Source organism: Kocuria sp. JC486 (assembly GCF_011602805.1).
GTDB lineage: Bacteria > Actinomycetota > Actinomycetes > Actinomycetales > Micrococcaceae > Kocuria > Kocuria soli.
The window spans coordinates 15467-29905 of the sequence record NZ_JAAOZS010000001.1 but is presented as its reverse complement, the minus strand read 5'-3'; the positions used below and the strand labels follow the sequence as shown (position 1 = coordinate 29905).

Below are 14439 nucleotides of genomic sequence, written 5' to 3'. Positions count from 1 at the left end.
CGGGGCGGCCCCCATGCCTCGACGCGTGGCGAGCCAGACCAAGTACGAAGCGCTCACCATGCTGCGCAACGGTGAGCAGCTGCTCCTGTTGGTGATCCTTCCCGTGATCGCCCTGGTCGCCCTCACGAAGATGGACCTGCTGGACACGGTCCTGCTACCGGGCACCACCCGCATCGATTACGCGGTTCCCGGCGTCCTGGCCCTGAGCGTGATCTCGAACGCCTTCTCCGGTCAGGGCATCCAGACGGGTTTCGACCGGCGGTACGGGGTGCTCCGCCAGCTGGCCACCACGCCCTTGGGTCGCAGCGGTTTGGTGGCGGGGAAGCTGGGCGCGATCCTACTGGTCCTGGGATTTCAGTGCTTGCTCATCGGCGTCGTCGCCATGGTCCTCGGTTGGCATCCGTCCCTGCCGGGGGTTCTGGCGGCGTTGGCCGTCCTGGTGCTCGGGGCCGTTGCCTTCACCGGACTGGGAATGCTGGCGGCCGGAACGCTGCGCGCCGAAGCCACGTTGGCTGTCGTCAATCTCCTCTGGGTCTTGTTGGCGGTCGCCGGGGGTACCTTGGCACCGGCCGCGGCGCTTCCGGAGTGGGTTGCACCCGTCGTGGCCCTGTTGCCCTCGGCTGCGTTGGGAGACGCCCTGCGGGCTGTGCTCGTGCCGGGAGCGTCCGCGGGTCTCGCGGGACCGCTCCTGATCCTTGCTGTCTGGGCGGTCGCTGCGTGGGCCGCAACGGCCCGGTGGTTCCGGTGGAGCTAGACTGACGGAGACATCTTTTCCCTTTCTCCCTCCAAATTCCGTTCTGGACGTGACCACGTGAGCTTCGCACCGACCGACCCCGCTTCGACTCCCGCCGACGACACGTCGCGTGGTGAACCAGGCACAGGGACCAAGCCGGTGAAGGGCGGCAGGGAGGCCAAGGACGTTCGACGGAAGATCAGTGACTTCCTGTTCCGCACGCAGGTGGACGGGTGGGTACGTGCCACCGCATGGGCCTCACTGCTCGCCAACTCACTGCTGATCCTGACCGGCGGCCTGGTCCGCCTGACGGGTTCCGGACTGGGATGCCCCACGTGGCCGCGATGCACGGACGACTCCTGGACCTCTACCGCTGCGATGGGCATCCACGGTGCGATCGAATTCGGTAACCGGCTACTCACGTTCGTGCTGACCCTCGTGGCGATCGCTGCCTTCCTTGCCGTGATCCGCATGCGCAAGGAACGCCCGGATCTCTTCCGCTTGACCCTGGTGCTCGGACTCGGTATCCCCCTGCAGGCCGTGGTCGGTGGAATTACCGTCCGTACGGGCCTGAATCCCTGGATCGTTGGCATTCACTTCATGCTCTCGGCGGCCATGATCTACCTCTCCGCAATCCTCGTGAACCGCTGCCGGCGAGCCGGGCTGCCTGAAGTGGACGCCAAGGAACAACCCGGCCAGGCACGACACGCCAGGGGAATCATCCGAGCCACAGCCCTGGGCATGGCGTTCCTCACACTGTTGATCGTGTACCTGGGAACTCTTGTCACCGGTACGGGGCCCCACTCCGGGGATTCCGGTGAGATCGCCCGGCACGCCTTCGACGCCGTCGTCATTGCGCGCGCCCATGCGCTGCCGGTCTACGTGCTGGTGGCACTCCTCGTCCTGTCCCTGATCGCGGGCAGGATCGTGGGCAGGAACGGGTGGCCTCGACCGATCTGGAACGCCTACGCCACGGTGCTGTGCGTACTCGTGTTCCAGGCCGCGGTCGGCTTCTACCAGTACTTCAACGGACTGCCGATCGTGGCGGTCTGCCTGCACCTGGTGGGTTCCGCCACGCTGGTGGCCGTCGTCGCCTTCGCGGTGGAGAAGGCGTTTGCCCTCACCGCAGACCCGGCTGCCGTCACGACCAGCCCGGTCACGGACCCGACACACTGAGTTATTCTGAACCAGTCACATTAAGCGTGGCGCTGTCGCGCATCCCAGGTGAGGTCACCCTTGCTAGGCACACGGAATCAATTGCGTCATACTTTGGTTGTGTATTTCAGGGGTGCAGCGAAGCACCCGGGCAAGGTCTCGGTGTCGGAGCGTTCGTGACGACGACGTGCAGCAGAACCCTGCGGCGTCACGCCACGTGGCCAGCCAAGCGCGCAGGAGCTTCCGCCGAGGCATTCCGGCGAACATGCCGCTGAGACCACCAGAACCCAGGCCGAGGTAAGCAGAGGGAGGGAAGTCATGACCGACACCGATTCAGGTTCCGTCCGTACCCCGCTCAACCTTGAGGAGTCCGCGGAGTCCAACACCCGATCCAGGGTGCTCAACACAGTTCTGGAGCACGGCCCCGTTTCGGCCCGCGACCTCGGGCGACTGCTCGACCTCACGCCCGCTGCCATCCGCCGGCATCTCGATGCCCTCGAACGTGACCGCTTCATCGAGGTGACCATGGTCCGCCGTCACGGTGCGGGTGCCGGGCGACCCGCACGTCGCTACGTCGTGGCTCCCGAAGGCCATGAGCGGATCGGCAACGACTACCTCGGGATCGCCGCGGACGCGCTCGGTGCCATCCGGGACCTCGGGGGAGAGACGGCGCTGCGGGAGTTCGTGGCGGCGCAGTTCCAGCGGATGGAGCGGCGCTACCGGCCCACCGTGGAAGCCGCGGGCGACGACGTCGCAGAGCGCCTGGATGTCTTGGCCCAGTTGTTGTCGGCCGACGGGTACGCAGCCTCTGCGACCATCGTCAAGGTCGGGCCTGCACGACACAAGGTGCTGTCCGCCCAACTGTGCCAAGGCCACTGCCCGCTGCAGGAAATCGCCACCAGGCACCCGGAGTTCTGCGATGCCGAGACCCGAATGATCAGCTCCCTGCTCGATGTCGACATCCGTCGACTGTCGACCCTCGCTGCCGGGGCCCACGTCTGCAACACACATGTTCCCCTGTCGCGTCCCGCGGCAGGTCAGAAGACCAACCGACCGACCACGGTGTGAGCGCGGGCCCCAGCCCGTTGCCGACCTGAACCACCCGACACACTGCTCGACAAGAGGAGGCCGTCATGACTGACGTGACGAACGCGAATGACACCGTCATCAGCGACATTCTGGAGAAGAACCCTGAGCTGGAGGGGATCGGGAACTACGAATACGGCTGGGCCGACCCCGACGTCGCGGGTGCTTCCGCTCGACGCGGCCTGAACGAGGACGTGGTCCGCGACATCTCGGCCAAGAAGAACGAGCCTGAGTGGATGCTCAACATGCGGCTCAAGGCGCTCAAGTTCTTTGACCGCAAGCCCATGCCCACCTGGGGTGCGGACCTGTCGGACATCGACTTCGACAACATCAAGTACTTCGTCCGTGCCTCCGAGAAGCAGGCGCAGTCCTGGGAGGACCTGCCCGGGGACATCCGTGACACCTACGAGAAGCTTGGCATTCCGGAGGCGGAGCGCTCCCGCCTGGTGGCCGGTGTGGCCGCACAGTACGAGTCCGAGGTCGTGTACCACCAGATCCGTGAGGACCTGGAGGAGCAGGGCGTGATCTTCATGGACACCGACACCGCGCTGCGCGAACACCCCGAGTTCTTCGAGGAGTACTTCGGCACCGTGATCCCCGTCGGGGACAACAAGTTCGGTGCTCTCAACACCGCCGTCTGGTCCGGTGGATCGTTCGTCTACGTCCCCAAGGGCGTTCACGTGGAGATCCCGCTGCAGGCCTACTTCCGCATCAACACCGAGAACATGGGTCAGTTCGAGCGGACGCTGATCATCGCCGACGAGGACTCCTACGTCCACTACATCGAAGGCTGCACGGCCCCGATCTACAAGACCGATTCGCTGCACTCCGCGGTGGTCGAGATCGTGGTCAAGAAGAACGCCCGCGTTCGTTACACGACCATCCAGAACTGGTCCAACAACGTCTACAACCTGGTGACCAAGCGCGCGATCGCGCACGAGGGCGCCACCATGGAGTGGATCGACGGCAACATCGGCTCCAAGGTCACCCAGAAGTACCCGGCGGTCTACATGACCGGGGAGCACGCCAAGGGTGAGACCCTCTCGATCGCCTTCGCGGGAGAGGGGCAGCACCAGGACACCGGTTCCAAGATGGTGCACATCGCCCCCAACACGTCGTCGTCGATCGTGTCCAAGTCCGTGGCCCGTAACGGTGGCCGCTCGGCCTACCGCGGGCTGGTGCAGGTCCGCGAAGGCGCCAAGAACGCCAAGTCCAACGTGGTCTGCGACGCCCTTCTGGTCGACACCGTCTCCCGCTCCGACACCTACCCGTACGTCGACATCCGCGAGGACGACGTGTCCATGGGCCACGAGGCCACGGTGTCTCGCGTGTCCGAGGAGCAGCTGTTCTACCTCATGCAGCGCGGCATCGCCGAGGAAGAGGCCATGGCCATGATCGTGCGCGGCTTCGTGGAGCCGATCGCCCGCGAGCTGCCCATGGAATACGCGCTGGAGCTCAACCGCTTGATCGAACTGCAGATGGAGGGATCCGTTGGCTGACATGTCCAACACCGCCACGAACGCCGCCCCCGGCACCACCACCGCCGAGGAGGACCTGGTCGAAGGCGTCCGTACCGACGAGGCACGCATCGCCATTCCGGGTATGACCCAGGAGGGCGAGAAGCTGGCCACCGAGCACAGCACCGCGACGGACGAGCGCGAGGTCGAGGTCTCCTTGCCGAAGGGCGCCAAGAAGCCCGCCGGCAACTCCCGCGCCGAGCGCACCGCGTCCTACGACCTGGCGGACTTTCCCGAGCTGACGGGCCGTGAGGAGGACTTCCGCTTCACCCCGCTCAAGCGTCTCAAGGGCCTGCACTCGGACGAACTGACGGCAGAAGCTCCGGCCGTGACCGTTTCCGGTTCGGATCTGGTCAGGGTGGAGACCGTGGGTCGCGACGACGCCCGCGTCGGCTCCGCCGGCATTCCCGAGGACCGGCTGTCGGCCAACGCGTGGGCACACTTCCGCGAGGCCACGGTGATCACCGTTCCCCGGGAAGCCGAGATCGCGGACACCGTCCTGGTCGAGATCAAGGGGTCCCACACGGACCCCGCCGCTCAGCACCTGATCGTGGACGCCCAGGCGTTCTCGAAGGCGCGGATCGTCCTGCATCACAGCGGTACCGCCGTCGTGAGCCAGAACATCGAGTTCCTGGTGGGGGACTCCGCGAACCTGACCGTGGTGACCTTGCAGGAGTGGCAGGACCAGGGCACCGCCCACGCTTCGGCCCAGCACGGCAAGCTCGGACGGGACGCCCGGTTCAAGCACGTCTCCGTCAACCTCGGCGGCGACACCGTCCGCGTGACCCCGGCCGTGCGCTACACCGGGCCAGGTGCCGAGGTCGAGATGTACGGTCTGACCTTCGTCGACGACGACCAGCACCTCGAGTCGCGCCTGTTCGTGGACCACTCGCAGCCGAACTGCGTCTCGCGCGTGACCTACAAGTCGGCGTTGCAGGGTCGCGGGGCGCACGGCGTGTGGGTCGGTGATGTCCTGATCCGCCCCGAGGCAGAGGGCACGGACACCTACGAACTCAACCGCAACCTGATTCTCAACGACGGGCCGCGGATGGACTCCATCCCCAACCTCGAGATCGAGACCGGGCTGATCGCCGGTGCCGGCCACGCGTCGACCACCGGCCAGCTCGATTCCGAGCACCTGTACTACCTCATGTCGCGCGGTATCCCGGAGGTGGAGGCCCGCCGCCTGGTGGTTCGCGGCTTCCTCTTCGAGATTCTCCAGCAGATCGAGGACGAGGGCATCGAGGCGCGTCTGCGCGACGTCGTCGAAGCTGAACTGTCCAACGCCGATCACTGAGCCCCGGTCACGGACCGAGGGCCCACACCACCTTTCGAAGCACTTCAGGAGACACATTGAGCACTTTGGAAATCAAGGACTTGCAAGCATCGGTCCTGCTCGACGACGAGAACAGCAAGCAGATCCTCAAGGGCGTGAACATCACCATCAACTCCGGTGAGGTGCACGCGATCATGGGCCCCAACGGCTCCGGCAAGTCCACCCTTGCTTCGACCATCGCCGGTCACCCCAAGTTCCGCGTGGACTCCGGTTCCGTGACCCTGGACGGGGAGAACGTCCTGGACATGTCCGTGGACGAGCGCGCCCGAGCCGGCCTGTTCCTGGCCATGCAGTACCCGGTGGAGATCCCCGGCGTGACCACCTCCAACTTCCTGCGCTCGGCCAAGTCCGCCGTGGACGGCGAAGCACCGTCCCTGCGGACCTGGACCAAGGACGTCAAGGCCGTCGCGGAGCAGCTGAAGATGGACCCGGCCATGATCCAGCGCAACGTCAACGAAGGCTTCTCCGGCGGTGAGAAGAAGCGCATGGAGATCATGCAGCTCGAACTGCTCAAGCCCAAGATGGCGCTGCTGGACGAGACGGACTCCGGCCTGGACGTCGATGCCCTCCGGGTGGTGTCCGAGGGCGTGAACCGCGCCAAGGAATCCAACGACATGGGCGTCATGCTCATCACGCACTACAACCGGATCCTGCGCTACATCAAGCCCGATTACGTCCACGTGTTCAATGACGGGCGCATCGTGGAACAGGGCGGCCCGGAGTTGGCCGTCAAGCTCGAGGAAGAGGGCTACGACAAGTACGTGGCCGCCGCCGCCGGCCGGTAAGGAACCGTCATGACCGAGACCACTGACATTCCGCAGGGTGCTCCGCAGATCGAGGAGATCGAGGAAGCGCTCAAGAACGTGATCGACCCCGAGCTCGGGGTCAACATCGTGGACCTGGGGCTCTTGTACGGCGCGTCCTACATGGACGACGGGGCCCTCAAGCTCGACATGACCCTCACCACCGCGGCCTGCCCGTTGCAGGACGTGATCGAGGAGCAGGTCGAGCAGAACATCGGCACGCTGGTCGATGAATGGCGCGTCAACTGGGTATGGATGCCCCCTTGGGGCATGGAGCGCATCACGGAGGACGGCCGCGACCAGATGCGGGCCCTGGGCTTCAACATCTGATCCGCCTCGCGGAGGAAACCCCCGCCGAGTGTCCGTTTCTGGTCGCCTCAGACACCTTGAGGCGACCGGAAACGGACACTCGGCGGGGGTTTTGTGCGTCACTCAGCGGATCGAGTTCGGGTGCTTGCTCAGGGGAGTGGTCTCGATGCTCATGTACGGGAACATCGGGAAGCCCGAGAGGATCTCGTGCAAGCGGTCGTTGGACTCGACGTCGAAAATGGAGACGTTGGCGTACTTGCCCACCACGCGGTAGATCGCCTCGAACTCACCCGAGCGCTGGAGAGCCTGGGAGTACTCCTTCTCCTGGGCCTGCTTCTGCGCAACCTCTTCGGCCGACATGGACTCGGGGAACTGGACCTGCATGCGGCACAGGAACTTCATGGACGCTTTCTCCTGACGTCGTTGTCCGATCAAGACAAGTCGAGCCTAGTTCAAGCGTTCAACAGGCCTCCACCGGTGAGGCATGGTCGGGTGAGGCATGATCCCGGACGACGACGCCCCGACCCGGTTCCGTTCGCAGCTCCGGGCCCGTCTGCCTCAGCCGCGGATCGAGGCGGGATCGTCCAGGTTCCCGGCGGAGAAGGTGTCGCACTTCGCGATGTCGCCGTCGTTGTACCCGGCCATGAACCAGGCAACGCGCTGATCAGACGTGCCGTGTGTGAAGGCCTCCGGGTTGACCCGACCGGAGGTGGTCTGCTGGATGTGGTCGTCACCGATGGCTTCGGCAGTGGACAACGCGTAGCGTAGATCGTCTTCGGTCAGCTTCTCCAGGTTGACGCCACCCGTGAAGTCGTCGCTCGATGCGCGGTTGGCCCACACACCGGCGTAGCAGTCCGCCTGCAACTCCACGCGCACCGCGCCCGAGTCCTCACCCTGCTGGTCCTGGCTGGCTGCCCCCAGGTAACCGAGCTGGTACTGGATGTGGTGGCCGAATTCGTGGGCCAGGACGTACTCCTCGGCCAGCGGCCCACCCTCGGCACCGAAATCGCTCTGGAGAGTGGAGTAGAAGGACGAGTCCAGGTACACGGTCTGGTTGGACGGGCAGTAGAACGGACCGGTGGCGGAGGAGGCCGTCCCGCACGGGGAGTACTCGGAGCCGCTGAACAGGACCAGGCCCGGCATGTTGTACTGAACGCCCGCGCTCTCCGGCAGGTAGGTCGACCACATGGCGTCCAGGCTGTTCGCCGTCGCCACCACACGACAGTCCGTCTGGGAGTTCGCGTCTTCGCTGGTCTGGCACTTCTCGGCCAGCTCATTCTGCGCTGCGGCGTCATTGCCGGAACCGGTGGAGTACTCGTCGTACGTCGACTGGTTCAGCGCACCGTCCAGACCGCCCAGAACCGGTTGGCCGAAGATCAGACCCAGGACGATCGTCAGGAGCAATCCACCGAGCCCGCCTCCGACGACCATGCCGCGGCCACCGCCGCCACCCGAACCACCCGTTTGGACGCGGGACGTGTCCAAACGCCCTCCACCTTCAAAGCTCATAGCTGCATCCTAGTGTGCTTTCAGGCAACGATGAGGTGTTCGCCGTCGTCATTCCAGGCCGCGCGCCACCAGCGCCTCACCCGTGCGTTGGGCGTGTGCGACAGCGGCGACGACGACGGGGGTGGCGAGTCGAACCGGCCCCGCCCGCACTCCGCGGGCCGCTGCGGCTTCCCGGACGTCACTGGTGACACCCATGAGAAAAGGGACCGAGCGCATCATGATCTGCAACGCCAGTCCCACCCTTGCGGGGTCGACACCGAGCAGCCGAAGTGGGCTCAGGAACCTGACCACCCCGTCCAACAACACGGCTTGCGGCGTGGTTTCCAGCAGAACTCGCGTGGCGATCATCGCCGCCACGACGGTCAGCAGAACGCCTGCCCCTCGGGCTCCCGTACCCATGAGCAGGTGGTACAGCGCCAGCAGGAGGAACACGGGCAGGGCGGGACGCACCGTCTCCCACCAACTGCGCCAACGGATCCCCGCCGTCATGCCCAGCGCCATCACGACCAGGAGGCAGACCAACGGCTTGCCCCATCCGGCCGCCTGGTGCCACGATTCCTGATCTCTGGGGAGTACCGAGCGCTCCAGGGGTAGGAAGAGGACGACGAAGAGCACCACCACGGACACGGTCTTCGCCCACGGTGGCAGCCGGTGCAGCCAGGTGTCGCCGGGACGGTAGGACCCGAAGATCTCTCGGCGGCCCGTCACGCGCCCGCCGCCCCGTCGTCGTTCTGCGTGCCCTCACCAGGGAAGCCGTCCACGCACCATGCCCCGTATCGGTCCACCAGCTCGGGACCGCCGTCCGCCACGAGCCGGCCCCCGTGAACCACGAGTACCCGGTCCGCGGCGGCCGCCAGAGCCAGATCGTGCGTCGAGAAGACCACCTGCTGGGGGAGGTCACCGAGGAGTTCCAGGAACCGGGCGCGATTGCGGTGGTCGAGCAGCGTGGTGGGTTCGTCGAGCACCAGCAGTGACGGATCGACGGCCAGCACGGAGGTCAGCGCGGCAAGCTGCCGCTGTCCACCGGAGAGATCGTACACCGAATGGTGCATCCGGTGTCCCAGCCCCATCTCCTCAAGCAAGTCCATAGCTCGTTGCCGCCGCCGACCAGGATCGCCCAGTTCGTCCCGCAAGGACAGTTCGACGTCCTCCAGGGGCGTGGGCATGAGCAACTGCGCCGTGGGGTCCGTGAAGACGAATCCCACGGCGCGCCGCGCACGCCGTGGGGAGGCGACGACGTCGATCCCGTGTACGTTGATCCTGCCGCTGCTGGGCCGCATCAGCCCGTTGAGAACTCTGAGCAGGGTGGACTTGCCCGACCCGTTGAGGCCCAGAACCGCGGTGCGAGGCTCGCGGAGGGAGGCGGTCACGCCCTCGAGGATCGGGGTTTCACCGGTCCGGCCGTCGACGCCAGGCACCCGGACGTGGAGGTCCTGCAGAAGGACGCCCACCGTCCGATCGACGTTGGCGTCCAAGCCGGGACGCTCTTCCACAGAATCCCTCGAGCGGCCAAGCCCGAAGATCAACGACGAGCCGCCAATCGCGGAAAGGCCCGGTGAACGGCGGCAGCCACCAAGGCCGCAGCCACGCACTTGACCAGGTCTCCCGGCCAGTAGATCAGGTCGGCCAGGAACGCATCGCGCAGGGTGAGACCTCCGTTGAGGGCCAGTCCCGGGACCCCGAGCAAGCGCGTGACGAGGAACCCACCGACGACTGCCGCCAACAGCAGTCCGAGCAGTCGCGCCCCGGATCCATGGCTACGCCGAAGGACTCGGTAGGCGATCGCGCCCGTCAGGAAGCCTGCGACCGCAAAACCCACGATGTATCCGGCAGACGGGCCGGCCAGCACCCCTGGTCCACCGCGGAATCCCGCGAACACGGGCAGTCCGGCCACGCCCACGAGGACGTACAGCAGCACGGCCGCGCCACCTCGCCGTCCACCCAGCACGAGCCCAGTGAGGTACACGGCCAGGGTCTGCAGCGTGATGGGCACCGCCACCGGACCGACCGGGATGGCGGGAAGCACGGACATCACCGCGCAGAACGCGGCAAAGACCCCGACGAGTGCGACGTCGAATCCGGAGGCCCCCCTGCGGTGGTCACCCGGGGAGCGGGACGGGTCCGAGGTGGCAGAAGCAGGCGTGGGGCCGACGCTAGGTGAAGTAGGCATGACGGTATCTTAAACACTGTTCAAGTCTGGTGCGAATCACGCCGCGACCGTCTTTCGCGTGGAGCTGCCGGCCCGCAGCCGCAGCAGTGCCAACGCCGACAGGAGCATGATCGCCGCGACCCCGATGTAGAGCTGGACCGGAGTCCATCCCGCGTCCAGCAACGCGCCGACGGTGATCGGCGCGAGGATCGCCCCCGCACGCCCGATACCGATACCCCATCCGACGCCCGTGGTGCGCAGGTGCGGCTCGTAGGTCATGGGCGCCAGCGTGTACATGCCGGCAATGCACCCGTTGACGAGCATGCCCACCACCACACCGCTGGCAAAGGCCACGAGCGCCATGGACGTGGTGGTGATGAAAACGACCAGGAAGACCGAGCTCAGGACAACGAACGCGATCAGCACGCCCTTCTCACTGATCCGCGTGGTCAGCAAGCCGTAGAGCAGAGAACCGAAGGTGCCACCGAGGGTCAGCAGGAGACCACCGACGATGCCCTGCTGTTCGGACATCCCGGATTCGACCAACAAGCGAGGGGTCCAGGTGTTCGCGAAGTAGAAGCCGAACATGATCACGAAGAACGACACCCACAGCAGGAGGCTCTGCACCAGGTAGCGCTGGCTGAACACGGTGTCACGGGGCTTTCCACCGTCTGCGGGTTCCCCCACGACCGCACGCGCCATGTCCCGCTCTGCGCCCGGGGACCTCGAATCAGCGGCAGAGGCCACCCCGGCGGAGTCCTCCAGTTTCAACCGACGGGCCACCACGCGAGCCTTGCGATCCGCACTCGCGCCACGACCCGTACTCAGGTAGTCGACGGATTCCGGCAACAGTGCGACGACGGCGGCGGTGGCCGCCAAGGTCAGCAGGCCACCGACCAGGAACACCGAACGCCACCCGAAACTTGGGATGAGTTCAGCCGCGCCCAGACCACCGAGGGTGGCACCCAGGCCGTATCCCGCGGTGAAGATGCTCACGGCCATGCCGCGGCGAGAGCGGTTGGCGTATTCGCTGGTCAACACCGTGGCACTTGCCAGAATGCCGCCGACTCCCAGCCCGGTGACCACGCGCCAGAGCCCGAGCAGCCACACGGAACCCGCCGTGACGGAGAGGAACAGACCCACGGCGTTGATGAGCAGCGCCGCAATCAGTACCGGGCGGCGTCCGAACCGGTCGGCCAGTGGTCCCAGAACCAAGGACCCGACCGCCATGCCGAGCAGCCCCGCGCTGAGCAACACACCCAGCTGGGATCCCGTCAGGCCGAATTCCTGGGTCACCGCATTCGCCGTGAAGGCCATGGCCAGGACGTCGTATCCGTCCAAGGCGTTGAGGAGGGTGCAGAGCCCCACCACCACCCACTGATATCCGACCATGGGCCGGGTGTCGATGGCTTCGCGCAGATTCATGTCGGGTCCTTCACTGGGGGCTCGTGGCGACCGATTGGCCGCTCGGACTGTCGTCAGCTGACGTCGATGCGCAGGCGCGGAACGGGATGCGTCGTTTCCACGGGGGAGGAGGATGAAATGGTACCGGAGGCCGCGGCGGCGTCGTCGGTCTGCTCCGTGGCCACGCGGGAAACGCAACTGCACAACTTGGCCGCCGGGCGGACGCTCTTCTGGGCTTCCGAGAAGAAGACGTCCCTGTGGTCGACCTCGCCACGGATCTCCTGGACCGTGACCTGGCACAGCCCGCATTCACCCTTGCGGCAGTCGAACATCATCTCCACGCCCGCGCGCTCCAGGGCTTCGAGCAACGATTCGTCGCGCCCGACCGTCGTGTTCACTCCCAGCCGCGGGATCTCCACCTCGAACTCCTCGGGATCAAACCATCCGGAGCTGCCGAAGGTCTCGAAGCGGAGGTCGGAGATCTCCAGGTCGCGTTCGATCCAGGCACGGCGGACGGCATCCATGAGGCGGATGGGGCCGCACATGTAGAGCTCCGTCCCGGGAGCCAGCTCGGCGACGACGGAGGCGGCGTCGAGCGACGTGCCTTCGTCGTCCACGTGGATCCGGGCCCGGTCACCGTGCTCCTCGCGCACCTGGTCGAGATACGCCATGGCCGAACGGGAGCGCCCCACGTAGATCACCCGGTAGTCGGCCCTGACCGCCTTCAGGACGCGCGCCATTCCGAGGATCGCGGTGATGCCGATTCCTCCGGCCAGGAGCACGTACTGCGGAGCACCCACTCGTAGCGGGAAGTCCTGCAGTGGCTCGGTGATCCGCAGGACGTCGCCCACCCCCAGGGTGTGCATGTACTCGGACCCGCCGCGGGAGTGCGGGGTGTGGAACACCGTGATCGCCAGCCGCGACCCGTCGTCGTTCGCCTCGACCAGCGAGTACGACCGCATCTCGGTCCGGCCGTTCAGTTCGAGTTCGAGGTCGATGTGCTCGCCGGCTCGAACCTTGCGGGGATGCTCCGGGGCGAGGACGATCCGCATGATCCGGTCAGCGACGTCGACGGCCTCGGCGACAGTGGCCCTCTGCCAGCGTCGGTTCCGTGATTCCGCCATGTCGTCAGCTCCTTCCGCGCTGCGGGGCAGGCCGTGGATGGCCGGTACGGGATTCGGGGCGCTGGGAAGCGTTCACGCCTGCTCACGGCCCTCGGCGCGCAAGGCCTTTTCGAGGATCCGCCGCACCCACATGCCTCCGGCGTCGATGTTGAGGCTGTAGAACTCGTGGTCCGGATTTGCTTCGATGGCCGTCTGCTGAGCCTTGAGCATGGTCTCGTCCTCACCGAAGACCCCGTGCACCCCGTTGCGCAGTTGCGTGGTGATGAGCTGACTCTCCAGCCGGTAGTTGCGCATGAAGGCCCAGAAGTAGTGGCTGGTCCGCTTGGTCTCCGGAGTGATCGTGTTCATCACGTAGCCGTTGACTCCCTGGGAACGATCGCCTTCCGGGGCCCCGGTTCCTGCCTTGGCGACGCCGACGTCGATGCAGATGGTGCCCGGGTAGCTGTAGTGGATGATCTGCCAGCGGTCGACCTTCCCCGAGAACCCGGGGAACTTGTCCCGCATGTTCTTGAGCCAGAAGGGCGGGGGATCCAGGTTGTACATCCAGCGGGACACGGTGACCGTGTTGCCGTCATGGGTGACCTCGAAGTCGGACTCGGACAGTTCATCCTGGCCGATCGACGACGAGTGGACGAACTCCTCGTGGGTGAGGTCCATGAGGTTGTCCAGGATCAACTGGTAATTGCACTCGGCAGCGATGGTCTCGCCGTCGCCGGCCCATTCCTCACTCGACATCTGATGCATGTCCGGGATGGTCTCCGGATCCGCGAGTTCAGGATCGCCGAGCCAGACCCAGACGTAGCGATCACGTTCGACGACGGGGTAGGAGGGAACCCGCGCGGAGGGGTTCACCGTGTCCTGGGCGGGCATGAACGTGCATCGTCCCGCCGGGTTGAACCGCAGGCCGTGATAGGGGCACTGGACCTGATCGTTGCCCACGAGCTTGCCCTGCGAAAGGGGAGCGAGCCGGTGCCAGCAGGCATCGGCCAGGGCCACGGGGGCGCCGGCCTCCGTGCGGTAGAGGGCCAGGGACTTGTCGGCCACGGTCCGGGACAGCAGGGCCTTGGAGGTGACTTCGTGATCCCAGGCTGCCACCCACCACGCGTTCAGCGGGTAGGGGAAGATCTTGGCCGTGGTGATCTGCTCCGGCGTGGTGTGTTCCGCGATGCTCTCAGAGACATCGGCGGTGACGCCGGGGGCGGGGGCTTGGGTTGCGTTCTGCTCGGTCGTGATGGACACGGGGACCTCCTTGAAGGACGAGGCGACCAGTCCGAGATCAGACTGTGAGGCTGCTCACACAATAACTAAGCGCTT

At 66.0% G+C, this 14439-nt stretch carries 15 protein-coding genes; 7 read left to right on the top strand and 8 right to left on the bottom strand.

The features are described 5' to 3' along the window. The first annotated feature begins 13 nt into the window (after positions 1 to 13). The 7 genes from GWK18_RS00155 to GWK18_RS00125 all read left to right on the top strand — a co-directional run bounded on the left by GWK18_RS00155 (position 14) and on the right by GWK18_RS00125 (position 6960). Positions 14 to 754, top strand: a complete 741-nt coding sequence (locus GWK18_RS00155) for an ABC transporter permease (RefSeq protein ID WP_233568708.1) — start codon at positions 14 to 16, stop codon at positions 752 to 754. Between the two features lie 57 nt (positions 755 to 811). Then, positions 812 to 1909, top strand: a complete 1098-nt coding sequence (locus GWK18_RS00150) for a COX15/CtaA family protein (protein ID WP_233568707.1) — start codon at positions 812 to 814, stop codon at positions 1907 to 1909. A 297-nt stretch (positions 1910 to 2206) separates the two neighbouring features. After that, a complete protein-coding gene (locus GWK18_RS00145) occupies positions 2207 to 2956 on the top strand; it encodes a helix-turn-helix domain-containing protein (RefSeq protein WP_123824795.1) in 750 nt (249 codons plus the stop codon). Between the two features lie 65 nt (positions 2957 to 3021). Then, positions 3022 to 4473: a Fe-S cluster assembly protein SufB gene (gene sufB / locus GWK18_RS00140; protein WP_123824794.1), complete on the top strand. Its 1452-nt coding sequence runs from the start codon at positions 3022 to 3024 to the stop codon at positions 4471 to 4473. A gap of 103 nt (positions 4474 to 4576) precedes the next feature. Further along, positions 4577 to 5788, top strand: a complete 1212-nt coding sequence (sufD, locus tag GWK18_RS00135; RefSeq protein ID WP_209280888.1) for a Fe-S cluster assembly protein SufD — start codon at positions 4577 to 4579, stop codon at positions 5786 to 5788. A 56-nt stretch (positions 5789 to 5844) separates the two neighbouring features. Then, on the top strand, positions 5845 to 6612 hold the full coding sequence (gene sufC / locus GWK18_RS00130) for a Fe-S cluster assembly ATPase SufC (RefSeq protein WP_166832405.1): 768 nt from the start codon (positions 5845 to 5847) through the stop codon (positions 6610 to 6612). Between the two features lie 9 nt (positions 6613 to 6621). Further along, positions 6622 to 6960 (top strand): metal-sulfur cluster assembly factor, encoded by a 339-nt coding sequence (locus GWK18_RS00125; RefSeq protein WP_123824792.1) that lies wholly within the window; start codon positions 6622 to 6624, stop codon positions 6958 to 6960. Between the two features lie 102 nt (positions 6961 to 7062). Here GWK18_RS00125 and catC read toward each other — a convergent pair whose 3' ends face one another. The 8 genes from catC to GWK18_RS00085 all read right to left on the bottom strand — a co-directional run bounded on the left by catC (position 7063) and on the right by GWK18_RS00085 (position 14265). Then, on the bottom strand, positions 7063 to 7341 hold the full coding sequence (catC, locus tag GWK18_RS00120) for a muconolactone Delta-isomerase (protein WP_123824791.1): 279 nt from the start codon (positions 7339 to 7341) through the stop codon (positions 7063 to 7065). A gap of 156 nt (positions 7342 to 7497) precedes the next feature. Beyond that, positions 7498 to 8448, bottom strand: a complete 951-nt coding sequence (locus tag GWK18_RS00115) for a neutral zinc metallopeptidase (protein ID WP_166832403.1) — start codon at positions 8446 to 8448, stop codon at positions 7498 to 7500. 48 nt (positions 8449 to 8496) lie between these two features. Next, the gene (locus GWK18_RS00110) at positions 8497 to 9156 is read right to left on the bottom strand and encodes a CbiQ family ECF transporter T component (protein WP_123824789.1); all 660 of its coding nucleotides are present in this window, start codon (positions 9154 to 9156) and stop codon (positions 8497 to 8499) included. Beyond that, positions 9153 to 9941, bottom strand: a complete 789-nt coding sequence (locus GWK18_RS00105; RefSeq protein ID WP_233568706.1) for an ABC transporter ATP-binding protein — start codon at positions 9939 to 9941, stop codon at positions 9153 to 9155. The genes GWK18_RS00110 and GWK18_RS00105 overlap by 4 nt, the downstream gene beginning before the upstream one ends. A 29-nt stretch (positions 9942 to 9970) precedes the next feature. Then, entirely contained in the window at positions 9971 to 10618 is a 648-nt protein-coding gene (locus GWK18_RS00100; protein ID WP_123824788.1) for a biotin transporter BioY, read from the bottom strand. 36 nt (positions 10619 to 10654) lie between these two features. Continuing rightward, positions 10655 to 12022: an MFS transporter gene (locus tag GWK18_RS00095; protein WP_166832401.1), complete on the bottom strand. Its 1368-nt coding sequence runs from the start codon at positions 12020 to 12022 to the stop codon at positions 10655 to 10657. Between the two features lie 53 nt (positions 12023 to 12075). Continuing rightward, positions 12076 to 13125 (bottom strand): PDR/VanB family oxidoreductase, encoded by a 1050-nt coding sequence (locus tag GWK18_RS00090; protein WP_123824786.1) that lies wholly within the window; start codon positions 13123 to 13125, stop codon positions 12076 to 12078. A 72-nt stretch (positions 13126 to 13197) separates the two neighbouring features. Beyond that, on the bottom strand, positions 13198 to 14265 hold the full coding sequence (locus tag GWK18_RS00085) for an aromatic ring-hydroxylating dioxygenase subunit alpha (RefSeq protein ID WP_123824848.1): 1068 nt from the start codon (positions 14263 to 14265) through the stop codon (positions 13198 to 13200). Positions 14266 to 14439 lie beyond the last annotated feature (174 nt).

Excerpts from the sequence above, each read along its gene's own strand:
- GWK18_RS00155 (WP_233568708.1), top strand. The coding sequence starts at position 14 with ATGCCTCGACGCGTGGCGAGCCAGACCAAGTACGAAGCGCTCACCATG.
- GWK18_RS00145 (WP_123824795.1), top strand. The coding sequence starts at position 2,207 with ATGACCGACACCGATTCAGGTTCCGTCCGTACCCCGCTCAACCTTGAG.
- sufB (WP_123824794.1), top strand. The coding sequence starts at position 3,022 with ATGACTGACGTGACGAACGCGAATGACACCGTCATCAGCGACATTCTG.
- sufD (WP_209280888.1), top strand. The coding sequence starts at position 4,577 with ATGACCCAGGAGGGCGAGAAGCTGGCCACCGAGCACAGCACCGCGACG.
- GWK18_RS00125 (WP_123824792.1), top strand. The coding sequence starts at position 6,622 with ATGACCGAGACCACTGACATTCCGCAGGGTGCTCCGCAGATCGAGGAG.
- catC (WP_123824791.1), bottom strand. The coding sequence starts at position 7,341 with ATGAAGTTCCTGTGCCGCATGCAGGTCCAGTTCCCCGAGTCCATGTCG.
- GWK18_RS00115 (WP_166832403.1), bottom strand. The coding sequence starts at position 8,448 with ATGAGCTTTGAAGGTGGAGGGCGTTTGGACACGTCCCGCGTCCAAACG.
- GWK18_RS00100 (WP_123824788.1), bottom strand. The coding sequence starts at position 10,618 with ATGCCTACTTCACCTAGCGTCGGCCCCACGCCTGCTTCTGCCACCTCG.
- GWK18_RS00095 (WP_166832401.1), bottom strand. The coding sequence starts at position 12,022 with ATGAATCTGCGCGAAGCCATCGACACCCGGCCCATGGTCGGATATCAG.
- GWK18_RS00090 (WP_123824786.1), bottom strand. The coding sequence starts at position 13,125 with ATGGCGGAATCACGGAACCGACGCTGGCAGAGGGCCACTGTCGCCGAG.